This is a genomic window from Enterobacter cloacae complex sp. IR5402, assembly GCF_049238125.1.
GTDB classification, from domain to species: domain Bacteria; phylum Pseudomonadota; class Gammaproteobacteria; order Enterobacterales; family Enterobacteriaceae; genus Enterobacter; species Enterobacter hormaechei_C.
On sequence record NZ_JBMKHO010000001.1, the window covers coordinates 538146 to 553227 of the forward strand.

Annotated in this window: 15 protein-coding genes and 1 pseudogene; 7 read left to right on the forward strand and 9 right to left on the reverse strand. The window is 55.7% G+C overall.

Features of this window, described 5'->3' with window-relative positions; all coding sequences use genetic code 11:
* Positions 1 to 92 precede the first annotated feature (92 nt).
* Complete coding sequence (gene chaA, locus ACOTXL_RS02610; RefSeq protein WP_003856672.1) at positions 93 to 1193, forward strand: sodium-potassium/proton antiporter ChaA; 1101 nt, start codon at positions 93 to 95, stop codon at positions 1191 to 1193.
* A gap of 106 nt (positions 1194 to 1299) precedes the next feature.
* Here the strand turns inward: chaA and kdsA are convergent, their stop codons facing one another.
* From kdsA to hemA, 6 genes are read right to left on the reverse strand one after another with little or no spacing between them, the layout of a single operon-like run.
* Positions 1300 to 2154, reverse strand: a complete 855-nt coding sequence (gene kdsA / locus ACOTXL_RS02615; RefSeq protein ID WP_003856671.1) for a 3-deoxy-8-phosphooctulonate synthase — start codon at positions 2152 to 2154, stop codon at positions 1300 to 1302.
* A gap of 36 nt (positions 2155 to 2190) precedes the next feature.
* Complete coding sequence (gene sirB1 / locus ACOTXL_RS02620) at positions 2191 to 3000, reverse strand: invasion regulator SirB1 (RefSeq protein WP_003856670.1); 810 nt, start codon at positions 2998 to 3000, stop codon at positions 2191 to 2193.
* A 3-nt stretch (positions 3001 to 3003) separates the two neighbouring features.
* Positions 3004 to 3390, reverse strand: a complete 387-nt coding sequence (gene sirB2, locus ACOTXL_RS02625) for an invasion regulator SirB2 (protein WP_369701965.1) — start codon at positions 3388 to 3390, stop codon at positions 3004 to 3006.
* Between the two features lie 2 nt (positions 3391 to 3392).
* Complete coding sequence (gene prmC, locus ACOTXL_RS02630) at positions 3393 to 4223, reverse strand: peptide chain release factor N(5)-glutamine methyltransferase (protein WP_045351014.1); 831 nt, start codon at positions 4221 to 4223, stop codon at positions 3393 to 3395.
* On the reverse strand, positions 4223 to 5305 hold the full coding sequence (gene prfA, locus ACOTXL_RS02635; protein WP_003856667.1) for a peptide chain release factor 1: 1083 nt from the start codon (positions 5303 to 5305) through the stop codon (positions 4223 to 4225). Before prfA ends, prmC begins: the two co-directional genes overlap by 1 nt.
* Positions 5306 to 5346: 41 nt before the next feature.
* Entirely contained in the window at positions 5347 to 6603 is a 1257-nt protein-coding gene (gene hemA, locus ACOTXL_RS02640; protein ID WP_003856666.1) for a glutamyl-tRNA reductase, read from the reverse strand.
* Between the two features lie 201 nt (positions 6604 to 6804).
* On the opposite strand from hemA, the gene lolB reads away from it, so the two are divergent.
* The 4 genes from lolB to dauA all read left to right on the forward strand — a co-directional run bounded on the left by lolB (position 6805) and on the right by dauA (position 11159).
* A complete protein-coding gene (gene lolB / locus ACOTXL_RS02645) occupies positions 6805 to 7416 on the forward strand; it encodes a lipoprotein insertase outer membrane protein LolB (protein ID WP_003856665.1) in 612 nt (203 codons plus the stop codon).
* Positions 7413 to 8282: a 4-(cytidine 5'-diphospho)-2-C-methyl-D-erythritol kinase gene (gene ispE / locus ACOTXL_RS02650; protein ID WP_003856664.1), complete on the forward strand. Its 870-nt coding sequence runs from the start codon at positions 7413 to 7415 to the stop codon at positions 8280 to 8282. Before lolB ends, ispE begins: the two co-directional genes overlap by 4 nt.
* Positions 8283 to 8407: 125 nt before the next feature.
* Positions 8408 to 9355: a ribose-phosphate diphosphokinase gene (gene prs, locus ACOTXL_RS02655; protein ID WP_003856663.1), complete on the forward strand. Its 948-nt coding sequence runs from the start codon at positions 8408 to 8410 to the stop codon at positions 9353 to 9355.
* A gap of 124 nt (positions 9356 to 9479) precedes the next feature.
* Positions 9480 to 11159, forward strand: a complete 1680-nt coding sequence (dauA, locus tag ACOTXL_RS02660) for a C4-dicarboxylic acid transporter DauA (protein WP_032658872.1) — start codon at positions 9480 to 9482, stop codon at positions 11157 to 11159.
* On the opposite strand, the gene ACOTXL_RS02665 is transcribed toward dauA, so the two are convergent.
* Together ACOTXL_RS02665 and ychH are read right to left on the reverse strand one after the other, a co-directional pair.
* A complete protein-coding gene (locus ACOTXL_RS02665) occupies positions 11145 to 12203 on the reverse strand; it encodes a MerR family transcriptional regulator (RefSeq protein WP_022651374.1) in 1059 nt (352 codons plus the stop codon). The two genes, dauA and ACOTXL_RS02665, sit on opposite strands and share 15 nt — an antisense overlap.
* Positions 12204 to 12323: 120 nt before the next feature.
* Positions 12324 to 12599 carry a stress-induced protein YchH gene (gene ychH, locus ACOTXL_RS02670; RefSeq protein ID WP_003856655.1) on the reverse strand — a complete coding sequence of 92 codons (276 nt, stop codon included), beginning with the start codon at positions 12597 to 12599 and terminating at the stop codon, positions 12324 to 12326.
* Positions 12600 to 12873: 274 nt separating this feature from the next.
* Here ychH and pth point away from each other — a divergent pair, with 274 nt between their 5' ends.
* Positions 12874 to 13458, forward strand: coding sequence for an aminoacyl-tRNA hydrolase (pth, locus tag ACOTXL_RS02675; RefSeq protein WP_045351015.1), 585 nt, complete (start codon positions 12874 to 12876; stop codon positions 13456 to 13458).
* Between the two features lie 126 nt (positions 13459 to 13584).
* Complete coding sequence (ychF, locus tag ACOTXL_RS02680) at positions 13585 to 14679, forward strand: redox-regulated ATPase YchF (protein WP_045351016.1); 1095 nt, start codon at positions 13585 to 13587, stop codon at positions 14677 to 14679.
* A 49-nt stretch (positions 14680 to 14728) separates the two neighbouring features.
* Here ychF and ACOTXL_RS02685 read toward each other — a convergent pair.
* A pseudogene (locus ACOTXL_RS02685) lies at positions 14729 to 15019 on the reverse strand (YciI family protein).
* Positions 15020 to 15082: the final 63 nt, after the last annotated feature.

Here is a 15082-nt window from a genome sequence, read left to right on the forward strand (position 1 = left end):
TAAAAAATACAGGGTATTTAACAGATTTCTGTTAATTTAATACTTTTAAAATCTATCTATAATTACAAGCACCTGCATTGTTGGAGAAACACATGACAGCAACACACGAGGCGGTGAAAACCCGCCACAAGGAGACCTCTCTCATTTTCCCGGTTCTGGCACTGGCTGTGCTGCTCTTCTGGGGAAGCAGTCAGTCATTGCCAGTGGTTGTGGGGATCAATATTCTGGCTCTGGTGGGTATTTTAACCAGCGCATTTAGCGTGGTACGCCATGCGGATGTTTTAGCCCACCGTCTTGGAGAGCCGTATGGGTCATTAATTTTAAGCCTTTCGGTTGTGATTCTTGAGGTCAGTCTCATTTCCGCATTAATGGCCACCGGCGACGCCGCGCCAACGCTAATGCGCGATACGCTCTATTCCATCATTATGATTGTTACCGGCGGCCTGGTTGGTTTTTCACTTTTATTAGGTGGTCGCAAATTTGCCACCCAGTACATGAACCTTTTTGGCATTAAACAGTACCTGATCGCCCTGTTCCCGCTGGCGATTATTGTGCTGGTATTCCCGATGGCGCTGCCGGGTGCAAATTTCACCACCGGCCAGGCGCTGCTGGTGGCGCTGATTTCCGCGGCGATGTACGGCGTGTTCCTGCTGATCCAGACCAAAACGCACCAGAGCCTGTTTGTTTACGAGCATGAAGACGACGGTGACGACGATGACCCGCATCACGGTAAGCCGTCGGCTCACAGCAGCGCGTGGCACACGGTATGGCTGATCGTGCATCTGATTGCCGTTATTGCGGTCACCAAGATGAATGCGAACCCGCTGGAGGCGCTGTTAACTGAACTGAACGCGCCGGTCGCCTTTACCGGTTTCCTGGTGGCCCTGTTGATCCTGTCGCCAGAAGGCCTGGGAGCGCTGAAAGCGGTGCTCAATAATCAGGTGCAGCGTGCGATGAATCTGTTCTTTGGCTCTGTTCTGGCGACCATCTCCCTTACCGTTCCGGTGGTGACGTTGATTGCCTTTATGACGGGAAATGAATTGCAGTTTGCGCTGGGTGCGCCAGAGATGATTGTGATGGTGGCATCCTTGCTGCTGTGCCAGATTTCCTTCTCCACCGGCCGCACCAATGTGCTGAACGGCGCGGCGCATATGGCGCTGTTTATTGCGTATCTGATGACGATATTTGCGTAATTTTTTTGCGGGGTGGCGCTGCGCTTACCCGGCCTACAAAACCCGTAGGCCCGCGCAAGCGTAGCGCCGCCGGGCAAAGAAAAACCCGCCGAAGCGGGTTTTTTTATTAGTTGCTGGTATCCAGCTCGTCGAAGCTCTTCACCAGATCGTCAATCGCTTTGATCTGTTTCAGGAACGGCTCCAGCTTATCCAGCGGCAGCGCGGATGGACCGTCGCATTTCGCGTTAGCCGGATCCGGGTGCGCTTCAATGAACAGACCCGCCAGGCCGGTTGCCATACCGGCGCGCGCCAGTTCGGTCACCTGCGCACGACGCCCGCCAGACGCGGCGCCAAACGGGTCGCGGCATTGCAGGGAGTGGGTCACGTCGAAAATCACCGGAGACTGGTTAGAGACGTTCTTCATCACGCTGAAGCCCAGCATATCCACAACCAGGTTGTCATAACCGAAGTTTGAACCACGGTCGCACAGGATAACCTGGTCGTTACCGCCTTCGATAAACTTGTCGACGATGTTACCCATCTGGCCTGGGCTCACGAACTGCGGTTTTTTCACGTTAATCACGGCACCGGTTTTCGCCATCGCTTCTACCAGGTCAGTCTGGCGAGCGAGGAACGCCGGAAGCTGAATCACGTCTACCACATCAGCCACCGGCTGTGCCTGAGACGCCTCGTGCACGTCGGTGATCACTTTCACGCCAAACGTCTGTTTCAGCTCCTGGAAAATCTTCATCCCCTCTTCCAGGCCCGGGCCACGGTATGAGTGAATGGAGGAGCGGTTGGCTTTGTCAAAAGAGGCTTTAAACACGTACGGGATGCCCAGTTTTTGGGTCACGGTCACGTAGTGTTCGCAGATGCGCATAGCGAGATCGCGGGATTCCAGCACGTTCATACCGCCAAACAGCACGAACGGCAGGTCGTTTGCCACGTTGATATCACCAATGCTAACCACTTTTTGTTTCATAGGATCGCCTTATTCAGGTGTGAATCGGAATTAAGATTAATGCAGTGTAATGTGTTTATGCGCGATCGCGTTGATCTGCGCGCGGATCATCTCGCTGATCGGGTCTTCCGGACATTGTTCGACGAAATAATTTAAATCATTCAGCGCCACGTGCTCGCAGTCGAGCTGCGCATAAATCAGGCCGCGGTCGCGGATTTCGTACGGATCTTCCGGATTGAACTGCAACAGCACTTCGCTTGCGCGCAGGGCCAGCTCCATCTGACGCTCTTCCATCAGCGCAGACTTCAGCGTATCCAGGAGCTTGCGGATCACTTCGGCGTTATCGGCTTCATCGAGATCTTCATTGAACAGCTCAGCTATCGGGCTGATGTTGCCTTTCAGCCAGACATCCAGCGTATGCTCATCCAGCGTGTCACCGTTAAACGGATTGATTAACCACATCTCACCGTCCAGCCACTCCGCCCGCAAAATCATCTGCGTCGGGAAAATGACCGGCACCAGTGGAATCTCCAGCTCGTGCGCAACCCACAGTAAAATGGCGCCCAACGCGACGGCGCTGCCCTGACGATTTTTCAACACCTGGTCCAGCCACAGTGCGTCAGACAGGCGGTACACGCCTCGCGTGTCGCAGAAACCCCATTCGCCGTAGAAAAGCTCAATCAGCTTCTCTAATTGCCAGTCCTGCGGACGTGCCTGATTGATCTCTTCGCGCGCCAGGCTGACCAGATTCTCCAGTTCAGCGTAAACGTACTGTGACGTAAAATCGTCGCGGATCATCTCTGAAATCAGGATCATACCATCGCAGAGCGGCACTTTGTTAAATTCGAAATCGGCTAAGGACCTCATGACTTACCCCAGTAACGGTATTCTTGTGGTGGCGAGTTTAATGATGATGTACAGCACCACCAGACCCAGCAAAAAGGCGATAAACCCTGTCTGCTGGCTGCGCGGACGATGACGCCCAAGCGCGATAAAACCCAAAACGATGTAGATGATAACGCCAAACAGCTTTTCAGTCAGCCATGCGCCTTTATCAGTAAATGGCAGATAGCCGGTCTTCCACATTAACCCGGCTCCGGAAAGGAACAGCACCGTGTCGATACAGTGCGGGGCGATGCGTACCCAGCGGGCGTTAATCAGCGGATTGTTGTTGTAGCGCCACCAGTAGCGGGCAATAAAAAAGCCAATGGTCAGGGCAACGGAAACCAGGTGAACGGAGATCAGCAGCGTAAACATGCTCATGACCGCTGCCCCAGCGTCAGACGTTCATTGCCGCCGTAATCCCGGCAGGTTTCCACGGCAGCGTATCCGGCATGCGTAAACAGCGCTCGCACCGCCTCTCCCTGCGTCCAGCCATGTTCCACCAGCAGCCAGCCACCGGGAAGCAAATGTTGCCGTGACGTTGTCACAATGTGATCAAGATCCGCAAGTCCCTGATTCGCAGCGACCAGCGCGGTCAACGGTTCAAAACGCACGTCGCCCTGCGCGAGATGCGGATCGTCTTCGTCGATGTAGGGCGGATTGCTGACAACCATTTCAAACATGCGGCTTTCAAGCGCGGCAAACCAGCTGCTTTGCAGAACGGAAACATTGTTCAGCCCCAGCCGTTCAACGTTGCGCCGCGCGAGGGCGACCGCATCAGGCATCACGTCTACCGCCGTCACGGTGCAGTCTGGCCGCTCGCTGGCAAGCGCCAGCGCAATCGCCCCGGTGCCGGTGCCGAGATCGAGGATCTGACACGACTGCGCCGGTAACCGCGCCAGCGCCTGCTCCACCAGACACTCGGTGTCCGGGCGCGGGATCAGCGTGGCCGCTGAGACGTACAGTGGAAGGGACCAGAACTCGCGCTCGCCAACCAGATGCGCCACCGGCTCGCCGGTTTTACGGCGGGCAAGCAGCGTCTCCAGCTGCGATTGCTGTTCAGCGGTCAGCGCGGTTTCGCCGAAAGCCAGCAGATACGTGCGGGCTTTACCCGTCACATGCTCAAGCAGAATTTCGGCGTCGCGCTTCGGGCTTTCACTTGCAGAAAGCTCACTGGCGGCATGGCGTAACCAGCGCTGAAAATCCATTAATCCTGCTCGGACAGTGCCGCCAGCTGGTCGGCCTGGTATTCCTGCACGATAGGCTCAATCAGCATATCGAGCTTGCCTTCCATTGCCTCATCCAGACGGTACAGCGTCAGGTTGATGCGGTGGTCGGTTACGCGCCCCTGCGGGAAGTTATAGGTGCGGTTACGATCGCTACGGTCGCCGCTGCCCAGCAGGTTACGGCGGGTAGAGGCTTCCGCCTGTTGGCGTTTCGCCATTTCCGCCGCGTGGATACGGGCGCCCAGCACGGATAACGCCTTAGCTTTGTTCTTGTGCTGGGAACGTTCATCCTGACACTCAACCACAATCCCGGTGGGCAGGTGAGTAATACGGATAGCGGAGTCGGTGGTGTTAACGTGCTGACCACCTGCCCCTGAAGAGCGGAAGGTGTCGATGCGCAGATCCGCCGGGTTGATATCCGGCAGTTCCGCTTCCGGCAGCTCCGGCATCACCGCCACCGTACAGGCCGAGGTATGAATGCGCCCCTGCGATTCCGTCGCAGGCACGCGCTGCACGCGGTGACCGCCGGATTCAAATTTCAGTCGACCGTACACGCCGTCACCGCTGATTTTGGCGATAACCTCTTTGTAGCCGCCATGCTCGCCTTCGTTGGCGCTCATGATCTCCACGCGCCAGCGACGGGATTCGGCATAACGGCTGTACATACGGAACAGATCCCCGGCGAACAGCGCCGCTTCGTCGCCGCCGGTACCGGCGCGGACTTCCACAAAGGCGTTACGCTCATCGTCCGGATCTTTCGGCAGCAGAAGCACCTGAAGCTGCTGCTCCATCTCTTCTGAACGCGCTTTCGCATCCTGTAACTCTTCCTGCGCCATCTCGCGCATCTCAGGATCGTCGAGCATCATCTGCGCGGTTTCGATATCTTCCTGGACCTGTCGCCAGTCGGTAAAGCATTTTGAAACATCACTTAACTGCGCGTATTCACGCGACAGCGCGCGAAAACGTTCCTGGTCGGCAATGGTCCCGGCATCGCCGAGCAGCGCCTGGACTTCTTCATGGCGCTCGTGCAGAGCTTCCAGTTTAGCGACGATAGAAGGCTTCATAGGCGTAAATGCACCTTGTCTTAGAAAATGGGTATAGGGCGCTATTCCAGCCCGAGGCTGTTGCGCAGAATTGTCAGGCGTTCATCGTCCCCGTCACGGGCAGCCTGCTGAAGAGATTTGGTTGGGGCATGGATCAGGCGGTTGGTCAGTTTCCAGGCCAGATCCTGCATAATCGCCTGCGCGTCGCCGCCCTGTTCAAGGGCCGCTAACGCTTTGGCCGTCAGGTCATCACGCACCTGCTCCGCCTGACCGCGGTATTCGCGGATGGTCTCGCTGACGCTTTGCGCGCGCAGCCAGGCCATAAATTCGCTGGTTTCCTGTTCAACGATGGTTTCCGCCTGCACAGCCGCCGCCTTACGCTGGGCAAGGTTGTGCGAAATGATGCTTTGCAGGTCATCCACGCTGTACAGGTAGGCGTTCGCCAGTTTGCCCACTTCCGGTTCGACATCACGCGGAACGGCGATATCCACCAGCAGCATCGGCTGATTGCGGCGCGATTTCAGCGCACGCTCGACCATCCCTTTCCCGATAATCGGCAGCGGGCTTGCGGTAGAGCTGATAATAATGTCCGCCTCTTTCAGACGTTCATCGATGTCGCTCAACGCAATCACCTCAGCGCCCACTTCATCTGCCAGCACCTGTGCACGTTCGCGGGTGCGGTTGGCGATGATCATCTTCTTCACCTTGTGTTCGCGAAGATGGCGCGCCACCAGCTCGATGGTTTCGCCCGCCCCCACCAGCAGTACGGTGACGGTCGACAGCGATTCGAAGATTTGACGGGCAAGGGTACAGGCCGCGAAAGCAACCGAAACCGCACTGGCGCCAATGTCGGTTTCGGTTCGCACACGCTTCGCCACGGAGAATGACTTCTGGAACATTCGTTCAAGTTCGCTGGCTTTCAGATGCCCTTTCTGGGAATCCGCGAAGGCTTTTTTCACCTGGCCGAGGATCTGTGGCTCGCCCAGCACCAGCGAATCCAGACCGCTGGCCACGCGCATCAGATGGCTGACCGCATCGTTATCCTGATGCCAGTACAGGCTGTTGCGCAGCTCTTCTTCGTTGAGGTTGTGGTAGTCACATAGCCAGCGGATCAGCGCCTCGTGCAGGTTGTCCTGCTCCTCCACGCTTAAATAGAGCTCGGTACGGTTGCACGTCGACAGCACCACGCCACCCTGCACCATCGGCTGTGCAAGCAGGCTGTCCAGCGCCAGGTCGAGCGTATCCGGCGAAAACGTAACGCGTTCTCGCAGTGAAACCGGGGCCGTTTTGTGGTTAATACCGAGTGCTAATAGGGTCATGTTGAGCGGGAGTAGTACCAGCGTTAATAAGGTTAGCAGGACGCATCATACAGGATGCGCGAGATCAATAAAAGAGACTGCCCCCTTTCGGAGTAATAGCTTACGCCACGCTTTGAGATAATTTGAACGTAGACGGTGGCACCCTTCAACGCTAGCATTAACAATTATAACTGCAACGTATCTCAAGGATTTGTCATCATTATGACCCGAATGATTCGCCTGCTGCCTCTGGCGGCCCTGGTTCTGACCGCCTGTTCCGTTCATCAGCCGAAAGGCCCGGGCAAAAGCCCTGACTCACCGCAGTGGCGTCAGCACCAGCAGGACGTGCTGAAATTAAGCCAGTATCAGACCCGCGGTGCATTTGCTTATCTCTCTGACGAGCAAAAAGTTTACGCTCGCTTCTTCTGGCAGCAAACGGGTCAGGACAACTATCGCCTGCTGCTGCTGAACCCGCTGGGCAGCACCGAACTGGAGCTGAACGCGAAGCCTGGCGAAGCGCAGATTACCGATAACAAAGGCCAGCACTACACGGCAACCGACGCCGAAGAGATGATTGGCAAGCTGACCGGGATGCCGATTCCGCTCAATAGTCTGCGCCAGTGGATCCTTGGCCTGCCGGGTGACGCAACCGACTACACGCTCGACGATCAATACCGTCTGAGCCAGGTAAATTACACTCAGGGCGGTAAAACCTGGAAAGTGGTGTACAGCGCGTATGACAGCAAGACGCAACCGTCGCTGCCGTCCAATATGGAGCTGACGCAGGGTAGCCAGCGTATCAAGCTGAAAATGGACAACTGGATCGTTAAATGATGACCCACTGGCCCTCTCCCGCAAAACTGAACCTGTTTCTCTACATTACCGGACAGCGCGCTGACGGCTATCACACCCTGCAAACGCTGTTTCAGTTTGTCGATTACGGCGACACGATCTCCATCGAACCGCGTCAGGACGGGCAGATTCACCTGCTGACGCCGGTCGACGGCGTGGCGCATGAGGATAACCTGATCGTGCGCGCTGCTCGCCTTCTGATGAAAACGGCGTCGTCGTCGGGTCGTCTGCCAGCGGGAAGCGGTGCGGATATCCGTATCGACAAACGCCTGCCAATGGGCGGCGGTCTTGGTGGCGGTTCATCAAACGCCGCGACCGTACTGGTGGCGCTTAACCACCTCTGGGACTGCGGTCTGACGACGGACGAACTGGCAGCGTTAGGATTGACGCTGGGCGCCGATGTACCGGTGTTTGTGCGCGGCCACGCGGCGTTCGCTGAAGGTGTCGGTGAAATCCTCACGCCGGTCGATCCGCCGGAAAAATGGTATCTGATCGTTCACCCTGGCGTGAGCATTCCTACCCCGGTCATCTTTAAAGATCCTGACCTGAAAAGAAATACCCCGGTACGGTCAATAAAAACGTTATTAAATTGTGAATTCAGCAACGATTGCGAGGATATCGCAAGAAAACGTTTTCGCGAGGTTGATGCGGTGCTTTCCTGGCTGTTAGAATACGCGCCGTCGCGCCTGACCGGTACAGGGGCCTGTGTCTTTGCTGAATTTGACACCGAAACCGCCGCCCGTCAGGTGCTTGAGCAAGCGCCGGTTTGGCTGCATGGTTTTGTAGCACGCGGGATGAACATCTCCCCCCTACAGCAGGCCATTCTGGCGCAGACTGAGTTTCGGTGACAACGTCACCCTGTTCCAGACGTTGCATCGCGCTCTTTAATACACCGCCTGGATAGCGTTTGCTTAGGCCCCGCAGTTTGCGGCGAACGCTATCCACCACTGGACGCATGCCTGAGGTTCTTCTCGTGCCTGATATGAAGCTTTTTGCTGGTAACGCCACCCCGGAACTAGCACAACGTATTGCCAACCGCCTGTACACTTCCCTCGGCGACGCCGCTGTAGGTCGCTTTAGCGACGGCGAAGTCAGCGTACAAATTAATGAAAATGTACGCGGTGGTGATATTTTCATCATCCAGTCCACCTGTGCTCCAACGAATGACAACCTGATGGAATTGGTTGTTATGGTCGACGCGCTGCGTCGTGCTTCTGCTGGCCGTATCACTGCTGTTATTCCTTACTTTGGCTATGCACGTCAGGACCGTCGCGTCCGTTCCGCGCGTGTGCCAATCACCGCTAAAGTAGTCGCTGACTTCCTGTCCAGCGTCGGCGTTGACCGCGTACTGACGGTCGACCTGCACGCAGAGCAGATTCAGGGCTTCTTCGACGTGCCGGTTGATAACGTATTCGGCAGCCCAATCCTGCTGGAAGACATGCTGCAACTGAATCTGGACAACCCGATTGTGGTTTCTCCAGACATCGGCGGCGTGGTACGTGCGCGTGCTATCGCGAAGCTGCTGAACGATACCGACATGGCGATCATCGACAAACGCCGTCCGCGCGCTAACGTTTCTCAGGTGATGCACATCATCGGTGACGTGGCTGGCCGTGACTGCGTGTTGGTGGACGACATGATCGATACCGGCGGTACGCTGTGTAAAGCCGCTGAAGCGCTGAAAGAGCGTGGTGCGAAACGCGTATTCGCTTACGCCACTCACCCGATCTTCTCCGGCAATGCGGTAAACAACCTCCGTAACTCCGTCATTGACGAAGTTGTGGTGTGCGATACCATTCCACTGAGCGACGAGATCAAAGCGCTGCCAAATGTGCGTACGTTGACTCTGTCCGGGATGCTGGCCGAAGCAATTCGTCGTATCAGCAACGAAGAATCGATCTCTGCAATGTTCGAACACTGATCGAACACGGCCAAAAAACCCGCTACGGCGGGTTTTTTTGTTTATAGTATTTATTTGTATGACTTATGCCTCCTTCACCTGCCATTCATATGACAGATGATGCGCACACGGATGATAGATAATTGTGAAAAAAGTAACCTCCTCACATGTTCTGCCCTTTCGCGCCCTCATCGACGCCTGCTGGAAAGAGAAATACACGTCGTCACGCTTTGTTCGTGACCTGATAGCCGGGATCACCGTCGGGATTATTGCCATCCCGCTGGCGATGGCGCTGGCGATTGGTAGCGGCGTCGCGCCGCAGTACGGGCTGTACACCTCGGCCGTTGCGGGGATTGTGATTGCGCTGACGGGCGGGTCCCGCTTCAGCGTCTCCGGCCCGACGGCCGCCTTTGTGGTGATCCTCTACCCGGTTTCCCAACAGTTTGGTCTGGCAGGCCTGCTGGTTGCCACCCTGATGTCCGGCATCTTTTTAATTCTGTTTGGTCTGGCCCGCTTTGGTCGCCTGATTGAATATATTCCCCTTTCCGTAACGCTGGGGTTCACCTCGGGGATTGGGATTACCATCGGGACCATGCAGATTAAGGATTTCCTCGGCCTGCAAATGGCCCATGTTCCGGAGCACTATTTACAGAAAGTGGGCGCGCTGTTTATGGCGTTGCCGACGGCCAACCTGGGCGATGCGGCCATTGGCATCGTTACCCTCGGCACACTCATCGTCTGGCCTCGCTTAGGCATTCGTCTCCCGGGCCATCTGCCCGCTCTGCTGCTGGGCTGCGCGGTGATGGGCGCCGTCAACCTGCTCGGTGGACAGGTCGCCACCATTGGCTCCCAGTTCCACTATGTTCTGGCGGACGGCTCACAGGGCAGCGGCATTCCGCAGCTGCTGCCGCAGCTGGTTCTGCCGTGGGACATGCCGGGCTCCAGCTTCACCCTGAGCTGGGATTCCCTTCGCGCTCTGCTGCCCGCTGCATTCTCCATGGCAATGCTGGGCGCGATTGAATCTCTACTGTGCGCCGTTGTGCTCGACGGCATGACCGGCACTAAGCATAAAGCCAATAGCGAGCTGGTCGGCCAGGGCTTAGGGAACATCGTTGCACCGTTCTTCGGCGGTATTACGGCTACGGCTGCGATTGCCCGTTCCGCCGCGAACGTACGTGCGGGCGCGACATCACCGGTTTCGGCGGTCATTCACTCCCTGCTGGTGATCATGGCGCTGCTGATCCTTGCCCCGCTGCTTTCATGGCTTCCGCTCTCTGCCATGGCTGCGTTGCTGCTGATGGTGGCCTGGAACATGAGTGAGGCGCATAAGGTGGTTAACCTGCTGCGCCGCGCGCCGAAAGACGACATTATCGTGATGCTGATCTGCATGTCGCTGACCGTGCTGTTCGATATGGTTATCGCTATCAGCGTCGGCATAGTGCTGGCCTCGCTGCTGTTTATGCGCCGCATCGCGCAGATGACGCGTCTCTCCCCGGTTAACGTTGAGGTGCCTGACGATGTGCTGGTGCTGCGCGTGATTGGTCCGCTGTTCTTCGCCGCAGCGGAAGGTTTGTTCAGCGATCTGGAATCCCGCATCGCGGGCAAACGGATTGTGGTGCTGAAGTGGGATGCCGTCCCGGTGCTGGATGCCGGCGGTCTGGATGCCTTCCAGCGCTTTGTTGCCCGCCTGCCGGAAGGCTGCGAGCTGCGGATAAGTAACCTCGAATTCCAGCCCCTGCGCACCATGGCGCGCGCAGGCGTGCAGCCGATCCCTGGCCGATTGTCCTTCTACCCTAACCGTGAAGCTGCATTAGCGGATCTGTGAGTCATCTGATGCAGAGACGCGTCTTTGCATCATCACCCCGATCGCCTGCTGGAGCCATTCAAGCACGGCAGGCGTCATCCACGTGCCTTTCATCAGATGCGGCTCCTGCTGCATGGCGAGGCGAAATTTTTGCTGGGTCTGCGGGTTTGTTCCCGCATAGGACTGGAATAAAACCAGCCACTTTTCTGCCAGCTTTTGCGCATCGTCAGAAGCGGGACTGAGATTATCTCGCTGCGCCTGATGCAGCTTCGCCACCAGCGGCGGCCACTCCATCATCCGGTCAAAGTAGTGCGCCCGGGTAAAGGCCATCTCTTCGGCAGTGAGATATTTCTCCCAGATGCTGAGCTTTGATTCGGCAAACGCCCGCGTGATGTAATCAGTTATCTCCGGCGTAATGCCGGTTTGCTCCTGCATCTGCGGCTCCACGCTGTGCATCTCGTTCAGGCGGGTCAAAAATTCCGGTTTGCCTGCGGTATCCTGCTCCAGGCGTTCCATCCACCGTGAAGCCAAATCGGTCGCCCGCGCGTCCGTGACGCTGACGTTCTGTTCCAGCAAGTGTTTAACCTCCCTCACCAGCCCCGACCAGATATCCGCCAGCGCCTCTTTCTCTACCGCAAACGGCAGTTGCTGCAACTCTTCTTTGCTAAACCAGCGATCGTACATATTCATTAACTCCAGAGTCTGTAGCCAGGATTCCAGATCCGGCGTCGCATCGTCGGTCAGCCCGGTACGCAATTCCACCAGCCGGTTGCGCAGCGTATGGATACTACGCAGTTGCTTGTCCAGCAGAGTGATTTGCCCGTCGAGTAATTCGGCTAATGACAGCGAACGCTGTTTCAGAAAATCCCTGATTTCGGCAAGCTCCAGCCCGGCTTTTGCCAGCGTCTGGATCATATGCAGACGCTGCACATCCGCCAGGTTATAAAGCCGGTAGCCTGCCGCGCTTCTGGCAGAAGGTAACAACAGCCCTGTTTGCTCGTAGTGATGCAAAGTCCGCACGGTGATCCCGGCACGTTTCGCCAGTTCTCCCACCTGTATCAACATAACGGCTCCTTTTGTTCTGCCAGTGTCGTTACTCTGAAGCCTTACGTTACGTGAGGGTCAATGCGTCATGCAAAAAAAAACGACTTCAGATGAAGTCGTTTCGGTGTTCTTTATGGGGCACTAGCTATGCTTGCGCTGGTCGCGGCGGCATCGTTTATCGTAATGACGCACCCACCAGTATTTATCGCAGACTTCCTCATGTCCGCTCACGCGCGCCCCGGCGAGCCACAGTACCGCACCGAGGAAGATACTCAGCACCGCGCCATGCGCAAAGTATTGTGGGAGGTCAAGCTGCGGTAATTGGTTTAAGATTGAATAACCGACACCGGCGACCATCACGAACAGTCCCAACCCCATTAGCACGTTACCGAGCATTGAAGCGTTTTTGCGTTTCATATGTCACCTCCGGAACTTTGGGTTGTCAGGGGAAAAGCCCCTTCTCCTTGTGTGTAAAGTATAGACAACGCCTCTTATATGAGTTGCGTGAATGATCACATTTACTGATAACTCCCGGACAAAAATTTACAAATAAGACATTGAACAGCTTGAAATTCTAATTGTTCAAAGAAGAAATTATTCGCATTTCGGTGTACAGCAGGCAGAACTTTGTCAAGCGGCGCGCCAGACAGTAAACTACGCGCCAGATCTGGAACCCATTAGGAAGTAAATCGTGACGATTAAACTGATTGTCGGCCTCGCCAATCCGGGCGCAGAGTATGCTGCTACCCGCCATAACGCCGGTGCCTGGTATGTTGATCTGCTGGCGGAGCGTTTGCGCGCTCCCCTGCGTGAAGAACCCAAGTTTTACGGGTATACCTCACGCATCAATCTTGCGGGTGCTGACGTGCGGTTGCTGGTGCCAACCACCTTTATGAACCTGAGCGGCAAAGCCGTGGCAGCTATGGCAACGTTTTATCGCATCAATCCGGATGAGATCCTGGTGGCCCACGACGAACTGGACCTGCCGTCAGGGGTGGCGAAGTTCAAACTGGGCGGCGGTCATGGCGGCCACAACGGCCTTAAAGACATCATCAGCAAACTGGGTAATAACCCTAATTTCCACCGTTTGCGCGTGGGAATCGGCCATCCGGGCGATAAAAACAAAGTTGTTGGTTTCGTACTGGGTAAACCCCCGGTTTCTGAGCAGAAGCTGATTGACGAAGCGGTAGACGAAGCGGCCCGCTGCACCGAGATTTGGCTTCAGGACGGCCTGACGAAAGCCACCAATCGACTGCACGCTTTCAAAGCGCAATAATCGGCGTCCTGGGGCTTTTTTACCGCGCGTCGCGCGGGTTACGTGTATAATAGGCGTAGTTATTTACTTTTCTTCAATCGATTATCGTTAACGGATTGATTATCAAGATATTAAGGTGATTTAGAAATGGGATTCAAATGCGGTATCGTCGGTCTGCCAAACGTGGGCAAATCCACCCTGTTCAACGCGCTCACCAAAGCAGGTATTGAAGCGGCGAACTTCCCGTTCTGTACCATCGAGCCGAACACCGGCGTCGTGCCTATGCCCGATCCGCGTCTGGACCAGCTCGCGGAAATCGTGAAGCCGCAGCGCATTCTGCCAACCGCCATGGAGTTCGTGGACATCGCGGGCCTGGTAAAAGGCGCATCCAAAGGTGAAGGCCTGGGCAACCAGTTCCTTACCAACATCCGTGAAACCGAAGCGATCGGCCACGTTGTGCGCTGCTTCGAGAACGACAATATCATTCACGTAAACAACAAAGTGGATCCGGCTGACGACATCGACGTCATCAACACCGAGCTGGCGCTCTCTGACCTCGACACCTGCGAGCGCGCCATTCACCGCGTGCAGAAGAAAGCCAAAGGCGGCGACAAGGACGCGAAAGCGGAACTGGCTGCGCTGGAAAAATGTCTGCCACAGCTGGAAAACGCGGGCATGCTGCGCGCGCTGAAAAACCTGACTGACGAAGACAAAGCGGCGATCAAATACCTGAGCTTCCTGACCCTGAAGCCAACCATGTACATCGCCAACGTTAACGAAGACGGTTTCGAGAACAACCCGTATCTGGACAAAGTGCGTGAAATCGCTGCGGCTGAAGGTTCTGTAGTGGTTGCGGTTTGCGCTGCCGTTGAATCTGATATTGCAGAGCTGGACGACGCCGATCGTGAAGAGTTCATGGCCGAGCTGGGTCTGGAAGAGCCGGGCCTGAACCGCGTGATCCGCGCGGGCTATGAGCTGCTGAACCTGCAAACCTACTTCACCGCTGGCGTAAAAGAAGTGCGTGCGTGGACCATCCCTGTGGGTGCGACCGCGCCTCAGGCGGCTGGTAAGATCCACACCGACTTCGAGAAAGGCTTCATTCGTGCGCAGACTATCGCGTTTGAAGACTTCATCACCTACAAGGGTGAGCAAGGCGCGAAAGAAGCAGGCAAGATGCGTGCGGAAGGGAAAGATTACATCGTTAAAGATGGCGACGTGATGAACTTCTTGTTTAACGTTTGATTTGAATGAAAAAAATCCACGCTTTGGCGTGGATTTTTTTATTGTGAGGTTAAAACACATTGTCTAAGAGATCAGTTTTCATGCTGGAATCTAAGGGAATGATTTCGGCAGACACAAGCCTAACGCCTGAAAAGAGCCCTCGCGCTAGCGCTCTTTAAGAGATGCAGGACTCTCAGATTTAGCGAGAATGACCCCACCAGTTCTTGGGATCCGTCTTCCGGAAGTCAGAAATATCCCCTCTGAATACCCTTTTTTAGTCACTCAACATGAGAAGGTATCGTTGCGTCAACCTCCTCAAGGGGTTTATATACGTCAATATGACAATGTAAACCGTAGTCATCTTTTTCCTCATAGCCTTTTTTAAACTGCTTGATATAACTGCTGATACAGTTCCTTTTTTGCC

Excerpts from the sequence above, each read along its gene's own strand:
- prmC (WP_045351014.1), bottom strand. The coding sequence starts at position 4,223 with ATGGATTTTCAGCGCTGGTTACGCCATGCCGCCAGTGAGCTTTCTGCA.
- ispE (WP_003856664.1), top strand. The coding sequence starts at position 7,413 with ATGATGACCCACTGGCCCTCTCCCGCAAAACTGAACCTGTTTCTCTAC.
- chaA (WP_003856672.1), top strand. The coding sequence starts at position 93 with ATGACAGCAACACACGAGGCGGTGAAAACCCGCCACAAGGAGACCTCT.
- ACOTXL_RS02665 (WP_022651374.1), bottom strand. The coding sequence starts at position 12,203 with ATGTTGATACAGGTGGGAGAACTGGCGAAACGTGCCGGGATCACCGTG.
- ychF (WP_045351016.1), top strand. The coding sequence starts at position 13,585 with ATGGGATTCAAATGCGGTATCGTCGGTCTGCCAAACGTGGGCAAATCC.
- sirB2 (WP_369701965.1), bottom strand. The coding sequence starts at position 3,390 with ATGTTTACGCTGCTGATCTCCGTTCACCTGGTTTCCGTTGCCCTGACC.
- ychH (WP_003856655.1), bottom strand. The coding sequence starts at position 12,599 with ATGAAACGCAAAAACGCTTCAATGCTCGGTAACGTGCTAATGGGGTTG.
- hemA (WP_003856666.1), bottom strand. The coding sequence starts at position 6,603 with ATGACCCTATTAGCACTCGGTATTAACCACAAAACGGCCCCGGTTTCA.
- kdsA (WP_003856671.1), bottom strand. The coding sequence starts at position 2,154 with ATGAAACAAAAAGTGGTTAGCATTGGTGATATCAACGTGGCAAACGAC.
- lolB (WP_003856665.1), top strand. The coding sequence starts at position 6,805 with ATGACCCGAATGATTCGCCTGCTGCCTCTGGCGGCCCTGGTTCTGACC.
- prfA (WP_003856667.1), bottom strand. The coding sequence starts at position 5,305 with ATGAAGCCTTCTATCGTCGCTAAACTGGAAGCTCTGCACGAGCGCCAT.
- sirB1 (WP_003856670.1), bottom strand. The coding sequence starts at position 3,000 with ATGAGGTCCTTAGCCGATTTCGAATTTAACAAAGTGCCGCTCTGCGAT.